Genomic DNA, 24471 nt, shown 5'->3' with positions numbered 1-24471 from the left:
GGATGATCCAGACGCTCGAACCGCTCGTCGGCCTGCATGGCCTCTTCATCGGCTACCTGACGGTCACCGGCGTCTGCTCGCTGCGGCTGTTCGTGCTGATGTTCGTGTTTCCGCCGACCGCGGATGGCGTGATCCAGGGCACCGTGCGCAACGCGATCGCGATCGTGTTCAGCGCATACGTCGCGATGGGCCAGCCGATCGCGTTCATCGAATCGCTGCACGGCCTGTTCCTCGCCGAAGTGATGCTGCGCGAGGCAGCCATCGGGCTGGTGCTCGGCTATGCGGCGTCGACCGTGTTCTGGGTCGCGGAAAGCGTGGGCGTCTACATCGACGACCTGACCGGCCACAACAACATCCAGATCACCAATCCGGCCAGCCAGGAGCAGAGCACGCCGGTCGGCACGTTGCTGCAGCAGGTCGCGATCATGGCGTTCTGGGCGCTCGGCGGGATGACGTTCCTGCTCGGCACGCTCTACGAATCGTACGGCTGGTGGCCGGTCGCGAAAGGCGCGCCGATCGCCGGCGACATCGTGGAATCTTTCGTGCTGCGGCAGACGGATACGCTGATGCAGTCGATCGCGAAGCTCGCCGCGCCGCTGCTGTTCATCCTGGTGCTGGTCGACGTCGCCTTCGGCTTCGTGTCGAAATCCGCGTCGAAGCTGGATATTTCCAGCCTGAGCCAGCCGGTCAAGGCCGCGGTCGCGATCGCGATGCTGGCGATCTTCATCGGCTTGTTCGTCGACCAGGTGCATGGCCAACTGGCCCTGAATTCCCTCGAGGCTCAGTGGAATGGAATTTTCTCAAATCATGGGAACGCAGATAAACATTAGTTTACTAATTCATTTCAAACTCAATCTTTCTCAAAACCACGCGAAAGATTAGATTAATTGAGTTTCTTCATATTTCATTCCGCTACGCTGTTCTCCAAGGCGGCCTGACAAGCCGGCACGCACTGGAGTCAGCTATGTTCTCGACACTTTATTTCCCGCTTGCCGCGTATCTGGGAACCCCGGATTTCGCCAATGGGCGGGAACGTTTTGGCACCATGCTGTTCAACGGCGACATCGGCGTCGCCCGCCAGTTGGCCAGTCGCTGGGCGGACGAGGCCGATGCGCCGCGCAATCCGCCCCACGCGCTGCAACTGCACGCCGACATGCAATTGCTGACCGGCGGCGACGTGGAAGCCGAGGAGGCCTATCGCACCGCCCAGCGCCTCAGCCATGCGTCGCGGCAGGCGATGCGCGCCGAGTCCTGCCGCAACACCGCGTGGCAGGCATTCTTCCGCTACCGGCTCAACACCGCGCTGGCCTGTTTCGGCCGCGCGGCCGACGAGGACGACATCCCGATCGATCGCGTGCTCGAAGTCCGCGTCGGCATCGTCTGCGTGCTCCATGAACTGGGGCGCGTCAGCGAAGCGCTCGGCGAACTCGACGAACTGCGCGAACTGGCCCGCGAGGCGCCCGAATCGACCCTGCCGGCATGGCACGAGCTGCTCGCGGCGCTGAAGCTCGACATCGCAATGCAGTGCGCGCTGCGCTCGTCGGCGTCGCTGCAGGATCACGTCTACTGGCAGTCCGGCTCGATGCACGGCCGCGCCGCGCGGGCGTCGCTGCACGAGTACCTCGACAGCGCCCAAAGCAGGATCGACCTCGCGAGCGTGCATCTTCCCGTGCTGCGCGCCCGCGTCGACTACCTATGCCAGTTGCGCAGCGCGACCGGTGCCGACCGGAATGCGGTCGACGGGTTGCTCAAGCATGTGAACTGGGCGCGCGACCACAACCTGCGCGACTACCAGCGGACGCTGCGGCTCGAGATCGCGCTCGCGATGCTCGCGTGCGATGCGGCGCAGGTCGCCGACATGATCCTCGAGCCGCTGTACGGCGCCGCGCAGTCCGGCGTGGCCGGCCACCGGCAGATCGAATACCTGTACTGCGTGGCCAAGACCCGCCAGGCGCAGGGGCGGCTGAAAGAGGCGCAGCAGTTCTACAGCCGCTATGCGCTGACCTCGATGGAATGCCTGCGCGAAGCGCTGTCGGCCCGCGTGCCGTTCCTCGAACGCAAGATCCGCGAGACGTCGCAGCTCGACGACATCGGCGCGCGCCTGCCGGCCCGCTATCGGCGCGCATACAGCTTCCTGCTCGAGAACCTCGAGCACGCCGACCTGTCCGTGCGCGACATCGCCGCGGAAGTCGGCGTGACCGAGCGGGCACTGCAAAGCGCGTTCAAGAAATTCCTGAACATGTCGCCGACCGAGCTGATCCGCCGGCAGCGGATGGAGCGGATCCGTGCCGAGCTCGTGGACGGCTCGGCGTCCGACGGCGGCGTGCTGGCCACCGCGAGCCGCTGGGGCGTGCAGAACCGCTCGACGCTGATCAACGGCTATCGAAAGCAGTTCGACGAAGCGCCATCGCACACGCTCGAACGATAACGAACCGATTTTTCCTTCCGTAACGGGTGTGCGACAGCGATGAGATCGAAGGCGATATTTTGCGCGGCGTGGGCCGTGTGGGTAATCGGCATGGGCGCGACGGCGGCCGCGCACGCGGACGCGGTGCGCTGGCGCAGCAGCGTCGCCCACGTGACGGCCGAAGGCAAGGACCTGAAGGACGTATTGCGCGACCTGCTCGCGAGCCAGGGCGTGACGGCATCGATCGCCGACAACGTCCAGGGCACCGTGACCGGCCGCTTCGACATGCCGCCGCAGCGGATCCTCGACACGCTCGCCGCGACGTTCGGCTTCGTGTGGTTCTACGACGGCAGCGTCATGTCGATCAGTAATGCGAACGACGTCACGCGGCAGATCGTCCGGCTCGACAACGCATCGATCAACGATCTCAACACTACGCTGCGCGGCATGCGGCTCGACGACAAGCGCTATCCGCTGACCTACGACAGCAGCGCGCGCACCGTGATCATCAGCGGGCCGCCGCAATACGTGCAGATGGTGGCCGGCGTCGCGAAGCATCTCGACGAGAACATGCAGCGCTCGAACGGCACGGTGGTGCGCGCGTTCAAGCTGAGCAGCGCGTGGGCGGCCGACCACAAGGTGCAGCTCGACGGCAAGAACGTGGTCGTGCCGGGCGTCGCGACGGTCGTGTCGAATCTCTATCATTCGAAGCAGTCCGGCGCGGGCGGCAGCAATGCCGCGCCGGCGATCGGCGGCCTGGAGCGGCTCTCGCCGATGACCGATGCGAGCGGCGGCACCACGGGCGGCTCGCCGGTGCCGCCGCTGCCGCCGGGCATGGCGGGCGGCGACACGTCGCGCAGCCTCGTGAGCGGCCTGCTCGGCGGCGGCCAGTCCGGTGGCGCGAGGAACGGCGCGGTCACGGATGCGTCGCAGGGCGGGGCGGGAAGCGCGATGGCGGCCGACCCGGGGCCGGGCGACCGGAGCCTGCCGGTGGTGGAAGCCGATCCGACCACCAACTCGGTGCTGATCCGCGACACGCCGCAACGCATCGGGCTCTATGCGCCGCTGATCGAGAAGCTCGACGCGCGCCCGAACCTGATCGAGATCGAGGCGCACATCATCGAGATCGACGACGACCTGCTGCGGCAGATCGGCGTGGACTGGCGCGCGCACAACAGCCACGTCGACCTGCAGACCGGCTCGGGCACGATGCAGCAGAACGGCTACAACGGCAACATCAACCCGAATTTCGGCGTGACGACGCTGGCCGACGGCACCACGTCCGTCGCGGCCACGCCTGTCGGCGGTGCGATCACCGCGGTGCTCGGCAACGCCGGGCGCTACCTGCTCGCGCGGATCACCGCGCTGGAATCGACGTCGGAGGCGAAGATCGATTCAAGCCCGAAGGTCGCGACGCTCGACAACGTCGAGGCCGTGATGGACAACAAGACGCGCTTCTTCGTGCGCGTGCAGGGCTATACGTCCGGCGACCTGTATTCGGTGTCGACCGGCACGTCGCTGCGCGTGCTGCCGATGGTCGTGCAGGACAACGGTGCGACACGGATCAAGCTCGACGTGCACATCGAGGACGGCCAGCTCACGGGCGACCTCGTCGATACGCTGCCGGTGATCACGAGCAGCGAGATCAACACGCAGGCATTCGTCGGCGAAGGGGAGAGCCTGCTGATCGCCGGCTACAGTACCGACAAGGATTCGAACGGCGTCGCGCGGGTGCCGTGGCTGTCGCGGATTCCGCTGGTCGGCGCGCTGTTCCGGAATACCGATCGATCGCACAAGCACATGGAACGCGTGTTCCTGCTGACGCCGCGGATCATTCATTTCTGACCGCGGCCCGGCGAGGCGTGCGCCGGTGCGGCGCTCGCCGTGCGTCATCAAGCCTTCGCGGCGTCCGACATCACGATATTGACCGTCTTGCTCGGGTCGCCCGCGAGGCCCATCGCGGCTGCGTCGTCGGTCGAGTACAGGTACGGGCGGATCGCGTCGCCGTCGCCGGCCGTGCGCCCGTCGGACAGCGTCACGGTCATGTTCTCGTCGTTGCCGGCGAAATCCTTGTTGCCGTCGACCTTGCTGACGTCCGGATTGCCGGCACCGGATGCCTGACCGTTGTCGGCCCCGCCGTCTTCGTACAGCACCTCGTTCGGATGCGTATTGCCGCTCGCGTCGGACGGCGAGATCCGCACGCCGATGTCGTGCGAGCCGCCGACGAACGTACCGGTCTGGCCCGGCGCGAGCGTGAGGGTCGCCTTGTTCTGGCCTTGCACCGAGTACGTGAACGACTCGGGCCGGTTCGTGTTGTTGGTGACGTTGAAGGTCTTGTCGTTGCCCGTACCGGTGTTGACGGTTTGCGTCGACGCCGGGTCGATGCCTTCTATCGCACCGGCCTGCGCCACGCCGCCGGCGTTGGTCGACAGTTTTGCCGGACTTCCGGAAGCTGGCCCGCCGGCCGGCTGGGTCTGGTCGTTTCGGGCGTGCTGTGTATTCTGCGTGTTCGGTTCGATCGGCGCATTCTGGCCGTTCGGCGGCGAGGTCTGCGGCAACGCCTCGTAGTTGGCCAGCGGCGGGGCGGACCGGCCCGTGCCGCCCACCGCCGGCGACGATGACGAATCGTCGCCGTTCTGCCCCGACAACAGGCTCTTGAGCGCCGCCATCAGTTCCTGGATGATCTGCGCGACCTGCTGCGAACCGGGGTTGTCCGCCGATCCGGCATCGGACGTGGAATCAGCCCCGGAAATCGGGGCGTTGCCCTGGAGGGTGATGGTGATCATGGTCGCTGTTCTCCGCGGGGAGTGGACAGGGTAGGTGCGCGTCGCGCGCTTGGCGCCGGCCGGCACAGTTGGCCATTCGACTGTATGCCTCGGTGCAGCGTGCGTGCGGCACGACACGAAACGCCGGCGCACGGTGCGAAGTGCCGCCACGACACGGGGAAAACGATCGGCCACGACTTCGCATCAATGGCGCCGACTGCGCGCCGCGCCCCGTTCCGATTCGCAAACCCGTCGCCTGCTTCGCACGGGCCGCGCGGGCCGCCCGCCACGCGGCCTATAGTCCGTCGAAGTGGCCCGTCAAGCGATTCCCGGAAGGAGGCAGTCATGTCCTTGTCAGTGAGTGTGAATTCCACCGGGTCGACGAATTTCGACCCTTCGCAGGATTCCGGTTCGAACCAGGCGCAGATCGCGCAGGTGCTGGCCCAACTCGAGCAGATCCTGCAGGCGGTGTTCGCCGCGCTCAAGCAAGCGTCGGCCGCCGACGGAACGCAGCCTGCCGGCGGGGGAAGCGCGGGAGGAATGCCGTCGATACGGCTCGCGAGCGACGACGGCAGCGGAAGCGGCGGCAACGGCACACCGCTTTCGTTCTCGCTGAACGGGCCGCAGTCGAACAACGTGCCGCCGGCCAACAATGCACCGCCGGCGAATGCCGGCGTGCCGCAACCGCAAGGCGGACAGAGCGACGGGCAGCCGCACGGCCAGAACGCGTCGACACTGCCCGCGAACACCGGCGGCGGTGCGGCGAACGCGATCGCGGACGACCTGCGCAGCCGCTACGGGCTGAACGACACGCAGATCGCGGGCGTGCTCGGCAACCTGCAGCAGGAAAGCGGGCTGAAGCCGAACGTCAACCAGGGCGGCGCCGAAGGCGCACCGTCGGGCAACTTCGCGGACGACAACGCGAACGGCTGGGGCCTCGCGCAATGGGGCGGTGCACGCAAGCAGGGCGAGATCGCGTATGCGCAGCAGCACAACCTCGATCCGGGCAGCCTCGACGCGAACATCGGCTACATGAACCAGGAACTCGACGGCCCGTACAGCAAGACGATCTCCGACCTGAAGAACACGACGAACGTGTCGCAGGCCGCGCAGGTCTGGGACACCGACTACGAGCAGGCGACCGATCCGCAGATGGACAACCGGCTCCAGTACGCGCAGAACTTCCTGAACGAAGGCCTCTGAGGCGTATTCGCGGTTCGGCGCGGCGGCACGGGGTGGCGGTGGTCCGTTTGTCCGCCGGCCTCGACTTGCTCCATGCCTCACCTGCAGCGGCGGCACACCAGCCGCGATCGTGACCGGCCAGCCTGCGATGTGATGCCTGACCGCGCACGGACGCCGCACGGGACATCATCCGCATCCCCCTGACAGAGCGGCGGCGCCCAGCCGCACCGCGAGAGGTGCGCGGCACGCGCCCGTTCAACCACGACGAGACGAATGCACGTCGCGGCGCCATCACGCGGCAACGCGACAGGGCATCGCCGGCACACCGCCACCACATGCCTTTCGCTGCGGCGAAAGCGCTCCCTCACACGACCTCGCACGAGCTTGTTCCCGCCGTGCCGGTATCGCTCGCGACAAACAGCAGGCAAGGCCGAGCAAACCGTCAGTTCAACATTATAGAAATAATGTCAAATCATAAGATTCGAATGATTGGATATTTAACGGTTTACGTTATATTATTTACGAAATTCCAGCCGAAACCCGCCATGTTCGATCTCGCCGCCGAAGAACCCCGCCTGACCGCCGAAATCGAGCGCCTCAAGGCCGCCTTCCCGAAAACCCGCGAGCTGTACCGCGAAGCCTGCGCGCTGCTGTTCTTCCGCTTCGGCATCACGCCCACGGCCAACCGCCTGTACCAGCTCGTCCGCAAGGGCAGCATGAGCACGCCGACGGCCGTCCTCGGCGAGTTCTGGGCCGAGTTGCGCGAGAAGAGCCGCGTCCGCATCGACCATCCCGACCTGCCGGCCGATCTGCAGGCGGCAGCCGGCGAACTGGTCGCCGCGCTGTGGAACCGGTCGAGCACCGACGCAGCGGCCGCGCTCGACACGTTGCGCGCGGAAGTCGAAGCCGAACGGGTCGCGGCGAAAGCGGAAGTCGCGACGCTGCAGGCCGAGCTGGCCCGCACCGAAACGGCGCTGGAGCAACGCACGGCCGCACTGCTGGCCGCGCAGGTGCGCATCCAGGAACTGGAGCAGGCGAGGGCGGCCGACGAAGCATCGCGACACGCGCTGCAAGCGGATATCGAGCGCCTGAAGGCCGACAACGCGGAAGGCGACCGCGCACTCGCGCAGGCACGCGCGGATTTCACGACGCAGCTCGACCGCTTGCGCGACGACGCGGGCCGAGCCGAGGAACGCTTGCGCGCGTCGGAAAAGCGGGCGCTTCACGAGATCGATCGCGAGCGGCTCACGGCCGCGCGATTGCAAAAGGAACTCGACGCGTCCGCCTCGCGTACGGAACAACGCGATGCGCAACACCGGAAGGACATCGCCGACCTGCAGGCGCAACTCGGCGACGCGCTGCATCGATGCGGCGTGCTTCAGGGGCAGCTCGACGGCGCACAGGCGACCGACGCGGCACGCGGCAGGGAACTCGACGCATTGAGGCGCGAGATGGCCGTACTCGCCCGCCGGGCGCCGCTGCGCGGCGTCAAGACGGCACCGGCCGCGCAGCGGGAAGCACGCACGGCCCGCACGAGAAAGCGCGCCGGCGAAGCGCCGCGCTGACGAGGCAACCGCAAACGTGCGCCGACCGAAGTCGGCACACGCCAAAGGCGCCAGGCGGCAGGCAAGCGCACCCGATCCCGCGCGCCCGAACGCCTGCCCGCCCGATCCAGCTCAACTCGTCACATACTTCGACGGCAGCGGCGGCGCATCGGCCGGAATCGTCACGAGCGACGTATTCAGCCAGCCCTGCGGCGTGCCGTTCGACTGCGCATAGGCGCCGACGTACGGCATCATCCGCGTCGTCTGGTAGACCTGCGGCGTCCAGCCGGCCGGTGCGAGAAAGATCGACGTCGCACGCTTCTCGCTGTACGCCGATGCCCCGTACGTCGAGATGTTCCACAGCGTCTGCTGATACGTCGCGTAGTCGGCGTTGTGACGCGAGCCGCCGGCCTGCCATCCCTCGAGCTGGATGAACGTGTTGTACGTGCCGGCACCCGCGAGCAGGTTGTTCACCGTGCGCCCGTACAGGAACGACAGGATCAGCCCGCAGTTCACCGGCGCGAAATCGCTGCCGACGCTCAGGTAGTAGCGGCCCGTCGTGTTCAGGACCGACGCGTAGTGCGAGTTGCCGATATCCGTCGACGCCGTCAGCCCGCTTGCGCCCATGAAGCTGTCGAACGCCTGCATCGTGACGCCCGCGGGCAGGTCGCTCGCCGCGCTGATCGCGACGAGGTGCGAACCGGCAGCCAGCAGCGTCAGGAACGCGGACAACGTCGCCGCCACCCAGTTGCCTTGCGCGTCGATGAACGGAAACGCGCGATAGCCGGTCAGCGCGAAGACCGCCGGGTCCGTGCCGGCCTGCCACGCGATCTGCGGCACCCACATCGTCAGCGGGCCGGCGTTCGATGCGCTCGACACGTATTGCTTCAGCGCGTCGACCAGCTGCGCATCGGCCGCGGGCAGCACCGTGTACGACGCGCCGTCCTGCCAGCGCCGCACCCATTGCGCGACGAAGCCCGCAAGCTGGCCGCCGGTGAAATCGGCGGGCGGTACATAGCCGAGCGACCCGGTGCCCTGGTACGCGGACTGGATGGCCGCGGCCGTGCGCACGTTGCTGCCGAACATGCTGTTCGCGAAATCCTGGCAGTTGTTGGACGGCGGCGTCGCGAGCTGCGCGAGCGGGACGACCCATGCGCCGTTCGCGGTCGCGACGCCGCGATACAGGGTGAGGTTCGCGACCGAGTCGTGGCCGGGAAATGTCGCGGCGTCGGCGCCCGACACGTAGCCGGCCGACGGCGAGACGCTGACGGTGGTCGGCTGCGAGCCGAACGGATGCGTGTACGCAATCGCGAACGACGCGTCGCCGCCTGCAAGGCTGAACGATCCCGTGCAATCGCCCCAGCTGTTCGATGCGCCGACGGCCGTCGATTGTCCGGTCGCAATCGACGCTTGCGAAGCCTGCGGCGTCGAGCCGCTCTGACTCGCCGCGTTGCCGAACGCGAGCGTCGTCGACGGAATCGCATTGGTGACGTTGATCGTGATCGAGCGATCGGCGATGCCGTAGCTGCGCGCGGAGGTATTCGCGGCGCCGGTCGCACCCAGCGACGACGCGGAGGTCGTATTGCCGTCGCCGCCGCAGGCGGCCAGCGTGCCGACGAGCGGCGACAGGGTCAGCGCGGCGCCGCGCTGGATGAAGCGCCGGCGGTTCGGCGCGGGCGGACGGGCGGGTTTCGAGGCGGTCATGGAGCGTTCCTGGTCACGGGTTCGAGAGGAGGCAACGACGGTCCGGCGCATTGCACACGTGTGCAATGCCGGCCGCGTTTTCGCGATTGCCGGCACATGCGCCGCGCGTATTTAAGCGGGAGATCGATGAAACGCCTGCGACGAAACCGAGTCGCTCGTGTGACGCCGCGCACGGCGCGGTGCAGGGGAACGCCGGCCGGGCATTGGGCACCCGGCGGGGATCGGGTAAAGTGCCGCTCAACATGCCGGTTCGACGTTGCTAGACGACCGGTCTAATCGTTGCTAACATACGCCATCATGAATGCATCTTCAGGCGCGGAAGTTCGCCAGCACATCCTGAATATCGCGAAGCCGATCATGCTCCACAAGGGGTTTTCGGCGGTCGGTCTGAACGAGATTCTCGCCGCGGCGGGCATCCCGAAGGGCTCGTTCTACCATTACTTCGGCTCGAAAGAGGCATTCGGCGAAGCGCTGCTCGAATCGTATTTCGACGGCTATCTCGCGCATCTCGACAACCTGCTCGAGCATCAGGCCGGCACGGGCGCCGAGCGCCTGATGACGTACTGGGGCAACTGGCTGCACACGCAATGCGCGGACGATCCCGAAGGCAAGTGCCTCGCGGTGAAGCTCGGCGCGGAAGTGTCGGACCTGTCGGAAGCGATGCGCACGGTGCTTCGACGCGGCACGAGCCAGATCATCGAGCGGCTCGCGGGCGGCATCGAGGCCGGGCTGGCCGACGGCTCGCTGCGTGCGGTCGACGATCCGTCGCACACGGCCGCGATCCTGTACGAGCTGTGGCTGGGCGCGACGCTGCTGGAAAAGATTCATCGCAACCGCCAGCCGCTCGAAAGGGCGATGGTCGAAACGCGGCGCATGCTGAACCTGCCGCAGGCCGCGCAGGGCGGTACGCAACCGTAAGTGGGGCGCGCTCTGGCGCGCCTTGTTTTTGCCCCGATTCTAGACGACTGGTCTACTCAATCATTCATGACGAACGCATCACGCCGCGTTACGCTGTCCCGACTACTCCAACCGCACGCGTGCGACCTCGACGGCCCGAGTGCCGACTCGGCCGCGGGCGCGCATCTTCTGCTGGTCCATCCCTGATCCGATCGTGCCCACGAAGCACGTTCATTCCTGTTGACGGAGGCTCACATGCCGCAAAGCAAGACCGCAAATCGCCAGATCATCCTGACTTCCCGCCCGGTCGGCGCGCCGACGCCGGACAACTTCCGCGCCGAAACCGGTGACGTGCCGACGCCCGGCCCCGGCCAGGTGCTGCTGCGCACGGTCTGGCTGTCGCTCGACCCGTATATGCGCGGCCGGATGAGCGACGCGCCGTCCTATGCGCCGCCGGCCGAACTCGGCCAGCCGATGGTCGGCGGCACGGTCAGCCGCGTCGTGGCGTCGAACCTGCCGGCGTTCCGCGAAGGCGATCTCGTCGTCGCCGGGGCAGGCTGGCAGGACTATGCGCTGTCCGACGGCCGCGACCTGATTCCGCTCGGCCGCGACTTCGCGCATCCGTCGTACGCGCTCGGCGTGCTCGGCATGCCGGGCTTCACCGCGTACACGGGGCTGCTGAAGATCGGTGAACCGAAGGCCGGCGAAACCGTGGTCGTCGCGGCCGCGAGCGGCGCGGTCGGCGCGGTGGTCGGCCAGATCGCGAAGCTGAAGGGCTGCCGCGTGGTCGGCGTCGCGGGCGGCGCCGACAAGTGCGCGTACGTGACCGACTCGCTCGGCTTCGATGCGTGCGTCGACCATCGCGATCCCGCGTTCGCCGCGAAGCTGAAGGAGGCGTGCCCGAACGGCATCGACGTCTATTTCGAAAACGTCGGCGGCGCCGTGTTCGATGCGGTGTGGCCGCTGCTGAACGACCATGCGCGCGTGCCGGTGTGCGGGATCATCGCGCACTACAACGACGCGGCGTACGACGACAAGGCGACGTCGACCGGCCGCGACCGCGTGCCGGCACTGATGGGCACGATCCTGCGCAAGCGCATCCGGATGCAGGGTTTCATCATCCTGGATCACTATGCAACGGGCTATGCGCCGTTCCTGAAGGACATGAGCGAATGGGTCGCGCAGGGCAAGGTGAAGACGCTCGAGGACGTCGTCCCCGATCTCGCCGATGCACCGGAAGCGCTGATCGGCTTGCTCGCCGGCAAGAATTTCGGCAAGGTCGTCGTGCGCGTGGGCCCCGACGAACTGGCCTGATCGCTCCGCTCGACGACATACAACCGCTGCATGCTGGCGTCGCGAAACGCCGGCTTGTGGCATGCTCGTTTCCGTTTTCAAAGGAGTGGAAAAATGGCACTTCACGTGATTGCTTCGCTGTTCCTGAAACCCGAACACGCACAGGCCGCCGAGGCCGAGCTGCGCAGCATGGTCGCCAGGACGCGCACCGAACCGGGCAATCGGCGCTACGACCTGTTCCGCGAGCAGGACGGTTCGCCGAACCTGCATCTGTACGAGATCTACGACGACCAGGCGGCGTTCGACGCGCATCTCGCGAGCCCGTATTTCGGCGAATTCCGCACGAAGTCGGCCGACTGGTTCACCGCACCGCCGGTGATCAAGGTGCTGTCGGCCATCGACGTGGCCGAGTAACGACGCCAGCCCGCAACACCACCGCCGCGGCTCGCCCGCACCCGGGCCGCGCGGCACCCGTTGCGCACGACGCAACGGCGATGACGACGACCACATGACGCAGCGCGCGTCGTTCGCGCCGCTCCCCCAATACAACGGCCCCGGAGGCTGAATGATCACCCTCAACATCAACGGCGAAACCCGCCCGGTCGACGCTCCCGACGACATGCCCTTGCTCTGGGTGCTGCGCGACGTCGTCGGCCTCACCGGCACCAAGTTCGGCTGCGGGATCGCGCAATGCGGCGCGTGCACCGTGCATCTCGACGGCGTTGCCGCGCGTTCGTGCGTGCTGCCGGTCGCCGCCGTCGCGGGCCGCAAGATCACGACGATCGAGGCCGTCGGCGCGACGCCGGCCGGCCACAAGGTCCAGCAGGCGTGGCGCGAGCTCGACGTCGTCCAGTGCGGCTACTGCCAGTCGGGGCAGGTGATGGCCGCCACCGCGCTGATCGCGTCGAACCCGAACCCGAGCGACGCCGACATCGACGCGGCCATGGCCGGCAACATTTGCCGTTGCGGCACGTATCACCGGATTCGCGCGGCCGTCAAACAAGCCGCGAAGGAGGCCTGACATGTCGCGAGGACTGATCGAAGCAGGTCGGGCTACGGCGGGCGTATCGCGCCGGTCGTTTCTGAAACTCGGCATGTCGCTCGGCGCGGCGGCCGGCGGCGGCCTGCTGCTCGGCTTCAGCCTGCCGGCGGCGGGCGACGATGCACGTCGCTCGGTGATCGGCGGCGATGCGGCCGAACCCGCGCAGCCGGGTGTGTTCGCGCCGAACGCGTTCGTGCAGATCGACCGTGCCGGCAAGGTCACGCTGGTGATGCCGAAGGTCGAGATGGGGCAGGGTGTCTATACGTCGCTGCCGATGCTGATCGCCGAGGAACTCGAAGTGTCGCTGTCGAGCGTGACGCTCGATCATGCGCCGCCGAACGAGAAGCTGTTCCTCGATCCGCTGCTCGGCGGCCAGCTCACCGGCGGCTCGACGTCGATACGCTACGCATGGGAACCGCTGCGCCGTGCAGGCGCCACGGCACGCACGCTGCTCGTCTCGGCGGCCGCGAAACAATGGAACGTCGATCCGGCCAGCTGCCGCGCGGCCAACGGCGAAGTGCAGCATCCGCCGAGCGGCCGGCGCGCGTCGTACGGCCAGCTGGCCGATGCCGCGGCGAAGCTGCCGGTACCGAAGGACGTCGCGCTGAAGAAGCCGGAAGATTTCAAGCTGATCGGCACGCCCGCGAAGCGCCTCGATTCGCCGGAGAAGGTCGACGGCACCGCGCAGTTCGGGCTCGACGTGCGGCTGCCCGGCATGCTGTACGCAGTGATCGTGAACAGCCCGGTGTTCGGCGGCACGGTCGCGAGCGTCGACGATACGGCCGCGAAGAAGCTGCCCGGCGTGCGCCAGGTCGTGCGCGTCGACAACGCGGTCGCGGTGGTCGGCGATCACACGTGGGCCGCGAAGCGCGGCGCATCGGCGCTCGTCGTGAAGTGGAACGAAGGCGCGGGCGCGAAGGTGTCGACGAAGGATCTTTTCGCGGATCTCGCGCAGGCGGCGGCAAACGGCAAGGGCGCGGTCGCGCGCAAGGAAGGCGACGTCGGCAAGGCCTTCGCGAACGCGAAGACGCGCGTCGACGCCGTGTACGAACAGCCGCTGCTCGCGCACGCGACGATGGAGCCCGTGAACTGCACGGTGCACGTGCGCGGCGACGGCTGCGAGATCTGGGTCGGCACGCAGGTGCCGACGCGGGCGCGCGATACCGTGCAGCAGCTGACGGGCCTGGCGCCGGACAAGATCGTCGTGCACAACCACCTGCTCGGCGGCGGCTTCGGCCGGCGGCTCGAAACGGACATGATCGGCCAGGCCGTGAAGGTCGGCAAGCAGGTCAACGCGCCGGTCAAGGTGATCTGGACGCGCGAGGAGGACGTCCAGCACGACATGTACCGGCCGTGCTACTACGACCGGATCTCGGCGGGGCTCGACGCGAACGGCAAGCCGGTCGCGTGGCAGCACCGGATCGTCGGCTCGTCGATCCTCGCGCGCTTCGCGCCGCCCGCGGTCAAGGACGGCGTCGATCCCGACGCGGTCGAGGTTGCGTCCGAACTGCCGTACGACCTGCCGAACCAGCTCGTCGACTACGTGCGCCAGGAGCCGCGCCACGTGCCGACCGCGTTCTGGCGCGGCGTCGGCCCGACGCGCAGCACGTTCGTCGTCGAGAGCTTCATCGACGAGCTCGCCGCGCAGACCAAGACCGACCCGGTGCAATACCGCCGCGCGCTGCTCGACAAGACGCCGCGCGCCCGCAACGTGCTCGACATCGCGACGAAGGCGGCCGGGTGGGGCGCATCGCTGCCGAAGGGGCAAGGGCGCGGCGTCTCGGTGATGCACGCGTTCGGCAGCTTCTTCTCGATCGTCATCGACGTCGCGGTGGAGGGCGGCGAGGTGCAGGTCAAGCGCGTCGTGTGCGCGGTCGATTGCGGCATGTTCGTCAATCCGAACACGATCGAGGCGCAGGTGCAGGGCGGCATCGTCTTCGGGATCACCGGCGCGCTGTACGGCGAGATCACGATCGAGGACGGCCGCGTCGTGCAGACCAACTTCACCGATTACCGGATGATGCGGATCAACGAGGTGCCGCCGATCGAGGTCCATCTGGTGAAAAGCGGCGAGGCGCCTGGCGGGATCGGCGAGCCGGGCACGGCCGCGACCGCGGCGGCACTGGCGAACGCCATCTTCGCGGCGACCGGCACGCGGCTGCGGAAGCTCCCGGTCGGCAACCAGCTGAAGACGGCTTGACGGAGACGACGATCATGCGAAACCTCACGCTGAACACGCTCCGCGCGTCGCTGCTTGCCTTGTCCGCGCTGCTGGCCGGCACGGCCGCGCACGCTGCCGGGACGGCGCCGGCCGACAGCGCGCTCGTCGCGCGCGGCGCCTATCTCGCGAAAGCCGGCGACTGCGTCGCGTGCCACACCGCGCCGCGCGGCACGCCGTTCGCGGGCGGCCTGAAGATGGTCACGCCGATGGGCGCGATCTACACGACCAACATCACGCCCGACCCGGAAACCGGCATCGGCGGCTATACCGAAGCCGAGTTCGCCGGCGCGCTGCGCAAGGGCGTCGCGAAGGACGGTCACAACCTGTATCCGGCGATGCCGTATCCGTCGTACGCGAAGCTGAAGGACGACGACGTGAAGGCGCTGTACGCGTACTTCATGCACGGCGTCGAACCGGTGAAGCAGGCGAACCGGCCGTCCGACATCCCGTGGCCGCTCAACATGCGCTGGCCGCTCGCGTTGTGGAACATGGTGTTCCTCGACACGACGCCTTATGCCGACAAACCGGACAAGGATGCGATGTGGAACCGCGGCGCCTATCTCGTGCAGGGGCTCGGGCATTGCGGGTCATGCCACACGCCGCGCGGCGTCGGCTTCCAGGAGAAGGCGCTCGACGAAGGCGGCGCGGCGTTCCTGTCGGGCGCGCCGATCGACAACTGGTTCGCGTCGAACCTGACCGGCGAGCACAACACGGGGCTCGGCCGCTGGAACGAGGCCGACGTCGCGCAGTTCCTGAAGACCGGCGCGAACCGGCACGCGACCGCGTTCGGCTCGATGGTGAGCGTGATCAACCACAGCACGCAGGCGATGACCGACGACGATCTGGCGGCGATGTCCCGCTACCTGAAATCGTTGCCGGCCGCAGGCGGCACGGGCGCGCCGCCGTACAGTTACGATCCGAAGCCGACGCAGGTGGCGCTGGGCCGGCCGGCAGCCGATCCGGGCGCGAAGGTGTATAACGCTTACTGCCTGCATTGCCACGGTGCGGACGGGCGCGGCTATGCGCCGCTGCTCGCGCCGCTCGCCGGCAATCCGAACGTGCTCGAAGCCGATGCATCGTCGCTGATCAACGTGACGCTGAACGGCAGCGACACGCTCGTGATCGGCGGTGTGCCGTCCGCGTATCCGATGCCGGCGTTCTCGAACCAGCTGAACGACCAGCAGATCGCCGACGTGCTGACGTTCATGCGCGCCGGCTGGAACAACGGCGCACCGGCCGTGCAGGCGGCGGACGTCGCGAAACTCCGCAAGGCGACGGCGGCCGCGCACTAAGCGCGGCACGCTGCGCAACGATGGCGGGCCGCCGTGCCTGCCGTCGACGCCACCGGGTGCGTGCCTGCCCCGGCGGCCTCGCTCTTTCTGTCAACCGGCGCGCGGCCGTTCGCGGCAGCGCGCGTTTTATCGACGCAATGTAGGGGTGTCTGGATGGCTAACGTGACTTATACGGATACGCAACTGCTGATCGACGGCGAGTGGGTCGACGCCGCGAGCGGCAAGACGATCGACGTCGTGAACCCGGCGACCGGCAAGCCGATCGGCAAGGTGGCCCATGCGGGCATCGCCGATCTCGACCGGGCGCTCGCCGCCGCGCAGCGCGGCTTCGAAGCGTGGCGCAAGGTGCCCGCGCACGAGCGCGCGGCGACGATGCGCAAGGCGGCCGCACTGGTGCGCGAACGTGCCGACGCGATCGCGCAGCTGATGACGCAGGAGCAGGGCAAGCCGCTCACCGAGGCACGTGTGGAAGTGCTGTCGGCAGCCGACATCATCGAATGGTTCGCGGACGAAGGCCGCCGCGTGTACGGCCGGATCGTGCCGCCGCGCAACCTCGGCGCGCAGCAGACGGTCGTGAAGGAGCCGGTCGGCCCGGTCGCGGCGTTCACGCCGTGGAATTTCCCGGTCAACCAGGTCGTGCGCAAGCTGAGCGCGGCCCTCGCGACCGGCTGCTCGTTCCTCGTGAAGGCGCCGGAGGAAACCCCCGCATCGCCGGCCGCGCTGCTGCGCGCGTTCGTCGACGCAGGCGTGCCGGCGGGCGTGATCGGCCTCGTGTACGGCGATCCGGCTGAAATCTCGTCGTACCTGATCCCGCACCCGGTGATCCGCAAGGTCACGTTCACGGGTTCGACGCCGGTCGGCAAGCAGCTCGCCGCGATGGCCGGCCTGCACATGAAGCGCGCGACGATGGAGCTGGGCGGCCACGCACCGGTGATCGTCGCCGAGGATGCGGACGTCGCGCTCGCGGTGAAGGCCGCCGGCGGTGCGAAATTCCGCAACGCGGGCCAGGTCTGCATTTCGCCGACGCGCTTCCTCGTGCACAACAGCATCCGCGACGAATTCACGCGCGCGCTGGTCAAGCATGCGGAAGGGCTGAAGGTCGGCAACGGTCTCGAGGAAGGCACGACGCTCGGCGCGCTCGCGAACCCGCGCCGCCTCACGGCGATGGCATCGGTCGTCGACAACGCGCGCAAGGTCGGTGCGCGCATCGAGACCGGCGGCGAGCGGATCGGCTCGGAAGGCAACTTCTTCGCGCCGACCGTGATCGCGGACGTGCCGCTCGACGCGGACGTGTTCAACAACGAGCCGTTCGGCCCGGTCGCGGCGATTCGCGGCTTCGACAAGCTCGAGGATGCGATCGCCGAAGCGAACCGTCTGCCGTTCGGTCTGGCCGGCTACGCGTTCACGCGTTCGTTCGCGAACGTGCACCTGCTCACGCAGCGCATGGAAGTCGGGATGCTATGGATCAACCAGCCGGCGACGCCGTGGCCGGAAATGCCGTTCGGCGGCGTGAAGGATTCGGGCTACGGGTCCGAAGGCGGGCCGGAAGCGCTCGAGCCGTACCTCGTCACGAAGTCGGTTACCGTGATGGCGGTCTGACGGTCGGCCGTGCATGGCGATGCCGCCGCTCCCGCGACTGTCGGGGGCGGCGGTTTTTTTTAGGGCCCGCAACGGGTTCCGCCGCGGACGCCGACTGCATTGCGAAGCATTGACCCATCGCCTATCCTCAGATCAATACGGCTGCACGATTTCGCGGACGGCAGGAGCGCCGGCAGCAGAAGAACGATAGCCGCGCGCGAACTGAAAGGCTGCGCCCGTGACCGGGCGATCGGCATGCCGTCTCCATGACTTTCCGACACCCGGGCCACGCACCGGTGCTTTCGACGCACAACGCAAAACACAAAGCGGGAGCAGTTTGGTCAACCACCACTATGGGGATATCGTCATGGCCAATTCGGTAGCAAATCAATTCGTCGATTGGGGTTCCGAATATCACGCGCCACCCTGGCAAGCGAACGACAACATCGCAATTGCGCCCGGCGTGACGACCGTATTCGATCTCCTGACCGCCGACGGCGTGTCGCCCGCCCTCAACCCGCAATCGCAGGGATCGGGCGCAAGCCTGTTCGTGACGGCCCTGGGCGGCGTGCAGGCGAATCAGGGCGGAAACGGCTACTGGTGGGTGTATTTCGTCAACGGTAAGATGCCCGACGTCTCGTGCGCGGTCTACACGCTGCAACCCGGCGATAGCGTGGCCTGGGACTACAAGCACTACTCGAGCGGCCTGAAGCAGGCCGTTCATCCGCCGCTGGCCTGACGGCTGCGGATGCGGCACCGGCGGGAAGGCGAATCGTCTTCCCGTGCATCCGCTTCGTCAATGCCGCCCGCTGCCGCGATAGCTTTCCACTTCCGCGTCGTACGCGGCCAGGAACGCCTTGCCGAATACCGACGCGAAATCGTCCTCGATCGCGAACACCGTATCACGATGGGTCGCCGCGTAGCGATCCCACATCCTTGCCTTGTACAGCGCGGGCACGCGCTTCTCGTACCAGCGCATCGCGTCGTCGCGTTCGCGCAGCCGTTGCGGCGAAAAACGCGTGAGCAGGTCCATCAGCGCGGCGCGCATGCCGGCGACCATGCCGATCTGGTGCGCGTGCAGATCCTGGAACGCGTCGCTGACCGCGCTCTGCGGCGACATGAAACCCGGCAGCGGCAGCCCGAACATCTGACGCAGCACCGCTCCGCCGTCCGGCAGCAGTTTCAGCGGGTTGTTCTCGCGGTCGAGCAGCATCGTCATGTGCGCTTTCACCTCGCGCTTCAGGATGCTGCGCGAAGACAGCAGTTCGACCGTGCCGTTCGCGAACAGCGCCAGCAGCTGGCCCGCAATGTACAGCTGTTCGGCCGACCACTGGTGCGATTCGGCGGCCGTATCGAGCCCCGCGCCTTCGAAGAACGCGTTCAGCAGCTCGTCGGGTGTCGGCGGCGCCGGCGTGGCATGCGCGGCAGGTGACGCCGGCTCGTCGGCCGGCCGTGTGTCGGCACGCGTGGCTGCCGGCTGAACGCGCACGTGCTGCGTCCACTCGGGCGCATGGTCGGCCTGCGTCGCGTGCGACGTGTCGCGATCCGCGTTGCCGTGCCCGGCCGGCGGCGCCGTGCTCGGCCCGCCGGGATCGCCCGACGCATGCGCAAACAGATCCAGCGGATCGATCGACAACTGGTTCAGGTCGCGCTGCGACGGCGCGGGCGGCGCGGCCCGGGCCGCGCGGTTCGCCGGCTGCGGCGCATCCGGGCGGGCGGGACTGCCGGGCCGTGCGGCGGCATCCGCCGCCTTGCCGCGTGGCGCGAGGCGATCCTGGAGCAGCCCCCACAGCCGGTTGCCGGCGCCTTTCGGCAAAGGCGAGGGCGCCGCCGCGGCCGCCCCGGCCGCACCGCGCACGTCGACAGGCGCACCGGTATCGGGGGCCATGTCGATGACCGGCGCGTCGTCGCCATCGCCGCCGTCGTCGCGTTCGGCCCGCAACACGTAGGGCCCGATACGGATGATGTCGCCGGTATTGAGCGGCCGCTCCTGCGCATAACCGACCGGTTCGCGATTCACCTCGATCGTCGATACGCTGCTCAGGTTCTTCAGCAGGCACGCGTCGTCACCGACCTGCAGCAGCGCCTGCAGCCGCGAAATCTGCCGGGTGTCGTCGCGCAGCACCAGATGGTTGTCGGTCGCGCGGCCGATGGTGCCGCCCGGCGGATGAAACACGACGGCGTCGTAGGAGTCGTTTTCGACCGGCTCGCCGGCATGTTCGATCACGATCAGTTGCATGTCATACGTCGCTCGGTGGATGAAGCGCTCGCGTGGAAACCGGTTCGCTCAGGACGACGCCGCATGCCTGCGGCGCGCGAATTCGAACGCGGGCCCCCAGATCGGATGCCCCTTCTCGGCGGGGGACAAGTCGAAGCGCGGGTTGAGGTCGAGAATCTTCGAGAACTCGGCGCGGCACGGCGCGATGCGGTTCGTCACGCAATAGCTGAACGCCAGGAGCTTGTGCGCGGCGACCTGCGTCTCGGTGTCGGCGCCGTCGATCTCCTTCGCGTGGCTCAAGAGCGCGATCGTGCGCCCGTAGTCGCCAGCGGCGTATGCGGCACGCGCGCTGTCGACCGTTGCATGCGCGGCCGACTGCGTCGGCGACGTGCTGCATCCGCCGGCCCCCAGCAGCAGCGCGCCAAGGAAAAGAACGATCGATGCACGTCCTTTCATTATTGAAATTAAGAATTCGCGTAATTGGAAGAGGGCTCGCAAGTGCTGTTGGATTCTAGTGCCAATCATCGGCATCGATGGTGCTGTTACGTTTTGTTTCAAATCGCCGATCCGATTCCATTTAAACCTGAAAATAGACTACGAATTTCAGTGCTTGTTAATCCAGAAAAACGATCTATAGTTCGCTGTGTTTTTCGGATTTGTCAGTTGTTTGGCCAGCGCTCGTCAATGCCGGAGAAAACGGGACATCCGTTCGGGCAACACGAATAGCCTGGCCCATCATCAGCGCCGCACAGCCCTTGTCCGGCGGCCGGCCGGCTCGTACCCTCCGAGCCCATCCGAAAGACGTCGACGCAATAGAACCGGGCCGCCCAGGCGAACCGGTTGGATTAACTTTTCCGTCAAATGATTCATATCAATTCAATTGCCAATCATCCAGCCAAATCGAATTTCGAAAAACTCGAATGATTTGACCCGGCTTCAGACAAGAACAATTTGCCGATACCATTTTCAATGGATGGACATGCCAGTCACATAATTACCAGTCAATTAATTGTCCCTTTTTTAATCCGGTCAACCGGTTTCGCACTCGGAAACCGGCGCACGGCTATTGGGTGGCGAGGGTGGAATATGCAATGGCGGTCGAGCAGTTTCATCGTATGGGGATGCGCGTTGCTGCTGCCGGGGTGCGGCGCGACGGAGCACGCGGCCGCGGTGCCGTATGCGATCACGGTCGACGTGGCGCCCGACGTCAACCCCGACATGAATCGCAAGCCCTCACCGATCGTACTGAAGGTGTTCCAGCTTCGCGCGGCGTCGGGATTCGACAGCGCGGATTTCTTCTCGCTGCAGGACAAGCCCGAGAATGTGCTCGGCGCGGACCTGCTCGGCACCGACCGCGTGATCCTGCGGCCGGGCGAGTCGCGCACGCTGCACTATCGCGGCAATGTCGAGGCCGGCGCGATCGGCGTCGTTGCCGAATACCGGATGCTCGAAAGGAACCGCTGGCGGCTGACGGTACCGTTGCCGCGCGCGAAGCAGCTCAACCTGTACAAGTTCTGGCAGACGTCGCCGGGCGAGTTGAAGTTGTCGATCGCGGTCCGGAACGGCGGCGTCGCGCTGAACAATCCGCAGGGGCGACCATGACCGAACCGACGATGTCCGCGACGCCGGTTGCGGCGCTGCGCCAGCGCGTGGTGTGGACCGAAGGCATGTTCCTGCGCCCACAGCATTTCCAGCAGCTCGAACGGCACTGGGAACGCTACGTCGCGTTGCGCTGCCTGCCGCTGCAAGGCTTCTACTGGGGCTTCGACACGCTCGAGATCGATCGCGAGCAACTGGCGTTCGGCAAGGTCGCGCTGCGCGCCGCATCGGGCGTGATGCGCGACGGTACGCCGTTCGACCTGTCGCATCCGGACGATCTCCCCGAGCCGCTCGACGTACCGGGCGACGCGAAAGACCAGCTCGTCGTGCTTGCGCTGCCGCTGTGGCGCGGCGGGGGCGAGGAGGTGTCGTTCGGCGCAGGCGCCGCAAACGGCGGAAGCAGCGCGAGCGCCGACGCGGACGTCGCGCGCTATGTCGTGCGCGAATACGAAGTCGCCGACGCGAACGCGGTTGCGCTCGGCCCCGCGCTGCTGCAGACGGGCCGCCTGAACGTGCGGCTGATGCTCGAAGCCGAATTGACCGGAGACTGGCACGCGCTCGGCGTCGCGCGGATCGTCGAGCGGCGCACCGATGCACGGCTGCTGGTCGACGACGGCTACATTCCGCCGCGGCTCGTCGCGCAGCGCGATCCCGTGTTGCTCGCCTATGCACGCGAGCTGCACGGGCTGCTTGCGCAGCGCAGCGAGGCGCTTGGGGAACGGCTGTCGGAACCGGGGCGCGGCGGCGTGTCGGAAGTCGCGGATTTCCTGTTGCTGCAACTCGTGAACCGTTACCTCGCGCTGACCTGGCATGCGCAGCAGCATGTGGCGACGCATCCGGAAACGCTGTTCTGCGACTGGCTGAAACTCGCGTGCGACCTGAGCACGTTCACGGCGGCCGGCCGGCGCCCGCAGTCGCTCGCGGTCTACGTGCACGATGACCTGCGCACGAGCTTTGCCGAACTGATCGCGGAACTGCGGCGGTCGCTGTCGACAGTGCTCGAACAGAACGCGATCCAGATCGAGCTGCGCGATGCCGGCAACGGCATCCGCGTCGCGACGCTGGCCGATCCCGTGCTGCGCGACACGGCCGGCTTCGTGCTCGCGGTGCGCGCGGACGTGCCGGCCGACAGCCTGCGCACGCGCTTTCCCGCGCAGGCGAAGCTCGGGCCCGTCGAGCGGATCCGCGATCTGGTGCAGTTGCAGCTGCCGGGCATCACGATGCGCCAGTTGCCGGTCGCGCCGCGCCAGATCCCGTATCACGCGGGCCATACGTACTTCGAGATCGACAAGGGCAGCGACCTGTGGAAGCAGTTGGCGCGTTCCGGCGGTCTCGCATTTCATTTCGCCGGCGAATTCCCCGGACTCTCGATGGAGTTCTGGGCGATACGCGGGTGACGCCGGGGCGACGCGATGAATTCTTCTTCCGATCCGATCTCCGCCGGTGCGGGCGGATTCGTGCCGCCGAATCCGGGCGGCATGCATCCGGCTGCCGCGTCGGGCACGGCCGGGCCGACGGCCACGCAGCCGCGGCCGGGCCGCTGGGCCGCGAGCGGCACGAACCCGCTCGTCGCGGCCGCGAACCCGCTGCTCAACCTGGTGCCGCAGATCCGCTCGACCGTCCACCATCCGAATCCGGCGTGGCTGCGCGAGCATCTCGTGGTCGAGATCCGGCAGTTCGAGGCACGCGCGCAGGCAGCCGGCGTGCCGTCCGAGGCGATCATCGGCGCGCGCTACTGCCTGTGCACGGCGCTCGACGAGGCGGCCGCTCTGACGCCGTGGGGCGGCAGCGTGTGGTCGTCGCACAGCCTGCTCGTGTCGTTCCATAACGAGACCTGGGGTGGCGAGAAGTTCTTCCACCTGCTCGAACGGCTGTCGCAGCAGCCGCGTCAGCATCTCGACCTGCTCGAGCTGCTGTATTTCTGTCTCGCGCTCGGCTTCGAGGGCCGCTATCGCGTGCTCGACAACGGCCATGCGCAGCTCGACGCGCTGCGCCACCAGCTCGCGCTCACGATCCGCTCGGTGCGCGGCGAATTCGAGCCTGCGCTGTCCCCGCACTGGCGCGACGTCGTCACGCGCGACGTCGCCCGCCGGTTCGTCGTGCCGCTGTGGGTGTGCGTGGCGCTCGCACTGCTGATCGGCTTCGGCCTGTTCGTCGGGCTGCGCATTGCGCTCGCCGGGCATTCCGACCGGCTGTTCGCGTCGATCGACGCGCTGCACGTGCCGAAGCTGCAGCCCGCGCAGGCGCCGCCGCGCCCGGCGCCGGCACCGCGGATCGCGAAGTTCCTCGCGCCCGAGATCGCGGCCGGCCTCGTGTCGGTGCGCGACGATGCCGATCGCAGCGTGATCGTGCTGCGCGGCGACGGGCTGTTCAAGTCTGGCTCGACGTCGGTGATCGACCGTTACGCGCCGGTGCTCGCGCGCGTCGCCGATGCGCTGAACAAGGTGCCCGGCAACGTGCGCGTGACCGGCTATACCGACGACACGCCCGTGCATACGGCGCGCTTCGCGTCGAACTGGGACCTGTCGCGCGAACGCGCGGAAGCCGTGCGCACCATGATCGCCGCGCGGCTCGACCATCCGGAGCGGCTGGCGGCGGAAGGGCGCGGCACGCTCGATCCGGTCGCACCGAACGATTCGCCCGCGAACCGGGCACTGAACCGGCGCGTCGAGATCACGCTGCTGCCGGCACCCGGCAGTGTCTCCGGCGCGACGCAGGGGGCGAACTGA

General features: G+C 67.5%; 20 protein-coding genes. 16 read left to right on the top strand and 4 right to left on the bottom strand.

The window, feature by feature from the left end:
• Nucleotides 1-2 precede the first annotated feature (2 nt).
• From sctT to sctC, 3 genes are all read left to right on the top strand, one after another.
• The gene (sctT, locus tag DIE03_RS03570; RefSeq protein ID WP_124447545.1) at nt 3-830 is read left to right on the top strand and encodes a type III secretion system export apparatus subunit SctT; all 828 of its coding nucleotides are present in this window, start codon (nt 3-5) and stop codon (nt 828-830) included.
• A 134-nt stretch (nt 831-964) separates the two neighbouring features.
• Complete coding sequence (locus DIE03_RS03565) at nt 965-2428, top strand: helix-turn-helix transcriptional regulator (protein ID WP_124447543.1); 1464 nt, start codon at nt 965-967, stop codon at nt 2426-2428.
• Nucleotides 2429-2467: 39 nt separating this feature from the next.
• Nucleotides 2468-4252 (top strand): type III secretion system outer membrane ring subunit SctC, encoded by a 1785-nt coding sequence (gene sctC, locus DIE03_RS03560; protein WP_124447541.1) that lies wholly within the window; start codon nt 2468-2470, stop codon nt 4250-4252.
• 47 nt (nt 4253-4299) lie between these two features.
• On the opposite strand, the gene DIE03_RS03555 is transcribed toward sctC, so the two are convergent.
• A complete protein-coding gene (locus DIE03_RS03555) occupies nt 4300-5193 on the bottom strand; it encodes a hypothetical protein (RefSeq protein WP_124447539.1) in 894 nt (297 codons plus the stop codon).
• A gap of 324 nt (nt 5194-5517) precedes the next feature.
• On the opposite strand from DIE03_RS03555, the gene DIE03_RS03550 reads away from it, so the two are divergent.
• Together DIE03_RS03550 and DIE03_RS03545 are read left to right on the top strand one after the other, a co-directional pair.
• Entirely contained in the window at nt 5518-6375 is an 858-nt protein-coding gene (locus DIE03_RS03550; protein WP_124447537.1) for a phage tail tip lysozyme, read from the top strand.
• Nucleotides 6376-6899: 524 nt separating this feature from the next.
• Nucleotides 6900-7919 carry a DNA-binding protein gene (locus tag DIE03_RS03545; RefSeq protein ID WP_124448127.1) on the top strand — a complete coding sequence of 340 codons (1020 nt, stop codon included), beginning with the start codon at nt 6900-6902 and terminating at the stop codon, nt 7917-7919.
• A 111-nt stretch (nt 7920-8030) separates the two neighbouring features.
• Here the strand turns inward: DIE03_RS03545 and DIE03_RS03540 are convergent, their stop codons facing one another.
• Nucleotides 8031-9602, bottom strand: a complete 1572-nt coding sequence (locus DIE03_RS03540; protein ID WP_124447535.1) for a hypothetical protein — start codon at nt 9600-9602, stop codon at nt 8031-8033.
• 297 nt (nt 9603-9899) lie between these two features.
• On the opposite strand from DIE03_RS03540, the gene DIE03_RS03535 reads away from it, so the two are divergent.
• The 8 genes from DIE03_RS03535 (at nt 9900) to DIE03_RS03500 (ending at nt 18664) form a co-directional block, all read left to right on the top strand.
• Nucleotides 9900-10520, top strand: coding sequence for a TetR/AcrR family transcriptional regulator (locus DIE03_RS03535; RefSeq protein ID WP_124447533.1), 621 nt, complete (start codon nt 9900-9902; stop codon nt 10518-10520).
• Nucleotides 10521-10754: 234 nt separating this feature from the next.
• Nucleotides 10755-11813: an NADP-dependent oxidoreductase gene (locus tag DIE03_RS03530; RefSeq protein WP_124447531.1), complete on the top strand. Its 1059-nt coding sequence runs from the start codon at nt 10755-10757 to the stop codon at nt 11811-11813.
• A 93-nt stretch (nt 11814-11906) separates the two neighbouring features.
• On the top strand, nt 11907-12206 hold the full coding sequence (locus tag DIE03_RS03525; protein WP_124447529.1) for a putative quinol monooxygenase: 300 nt from the start codon (nt 11907-11909) through the stop codon (nt 12204-12206).
• Between the two features lie 151 nt (nt 12207-12357).
• Complete coding sequence (locus DIE03_RS03520; protein WP_124447527.1) at nt 12358-12813, top strand: (2Fe-2S)-binding protein; 456 nt, start codon at nt 12358-12360, stop codon at nt 12811-12813.
• A gap of 1 nt (nt 12814) precedes the next feature.
• Nucleotides 12815-15034 carry a xanthine dehydrogenase family protein molybdopterin-binding subunit gene (locus DIE03_RS03515; RefSeq protein WP_124447525.1) on the top strand — a complete coding sequence of 740 codons (2220 nt, stop codon included), beginning with the start codon at nt 12815-12817 and terminating at the stop codon, nt 15032-15034.
• A 14-nt stretch (nt 15035-15048) separates the two neighbouring features.
• On the top strand, nt 15049-16347 hold the full coding sequence (locus DIE03_RS03510; protein ID WP_124447523.1) for a cytochrome c: 1299 nt from the start codon (nt 15049-15051) through the stop codon (nt 16345-16347).
• Nucleotides 16348-16500: 153 nt separating this feature from the next.
• A complete protein-coding gene (locus DIE03_RS03505; RefSeq protein WP_124447521.1) occupies nt 16501-17946 on the top strand; it encodes an NAD-dependent succinate-semialdehyde dehydrogenase in 1446 nt (481 codons plus the stop codon).
• 316 nt (nt 17947-18262) lie between these two features.
• Nucleotides 18263-18664, top strand: coding sequence for a DUF4430 domain-containing protein (locus DIE03_RS03500; RefSeq protein ID WP_148092900.1), 402 nt, complete (start codon nt 18263-18265; stop codon nt 18662-18664).
• Nucleotides 18665-18721: 57 nt separating this feature from the next.
• On the opposite strand, the gene tagH is transcribed toward DIE03_RS03500, so the two are convergent.
• The gene (gene tagH, locus DIE03_RS03495) at nt 18722-20164 is read right to left on the bottom strand and encodes a type VI secretion system-associated FHA domain protein TagH (protein ID WP_124447517.1); all 1443 of its coding nucleotides are present in this window, start codon (nt 20162-20164) and stop codon (nt 18722-18724) included.
• A gap of 48 nt (nt 20165-20212) precedes the next feature.
• Nucleotides 20213-20599: a TssQ family T6SS-associated lipoprotein gene (locus DIE03_RS03490; RefSeq protein WP_124448126.1), complete on the bottom strand. Its 387-nt coding sequence runs from the start codon at nt 20597-20599 to the stop codon at nt 20213-20215.
• A gap of 630 nt (nt 20600-21229) precedes the next feature.
• Here DIE03_RS03490 and tssJ point away from each other — a divergent pair.
• From tssJ to DIE03_RS03475, 3 genes are read left to right on the top strand one after another with little or no spacing between them, the layout of a single operon-like run.
• Nucleotides 21230-21745 (top strand): type VI secretion system lipoprotein TssJ, encoded by a 516-nt coding sequence (gene tssJ / locus DIE03_RS03485; protein WP_124447515.1) that lies wholly within the window; start codon nt 21230-21232, stop codon nt 21743-21745.
• A complete protein-coding gene (gene tssK, locus DIE03_RS03480; RefSeq protein WP_124447513.1) occupies nt 21742-23139 on the top strand; it encodes a type VI secretion system baseplate subunit TssK in 1398 nt (465 codons plus the stop codon). The genes tssJ and tssK overlap by 4 nt, the downstream gene beginning before the upstream one ends.
• Before the next feature lie 15 nt (nt 23140-23154).
• On the top strand, nt 23155-24471 hold the full coding sequence (locus tag DIE03_RS03475; protein ID WP_124447511.1) for a DotU family type VI secretion system protein: 1317 nt from the start codon (nt 23155-23157) through the stop codon (nt 24469-24471).

This window comes from Burkholderia sp. Bp8992, assembly GCF_003853705.1.
Taxonomy (GTDB): domain Bacteria; phylum Pseudomonadota; class Gammaproteobacteria; order Burkholderiales; family Burkholderiaceae; genus Burkholderia.
This window is presented reverse-complemented; position numbering and strand designations above follow the sequence as displayed.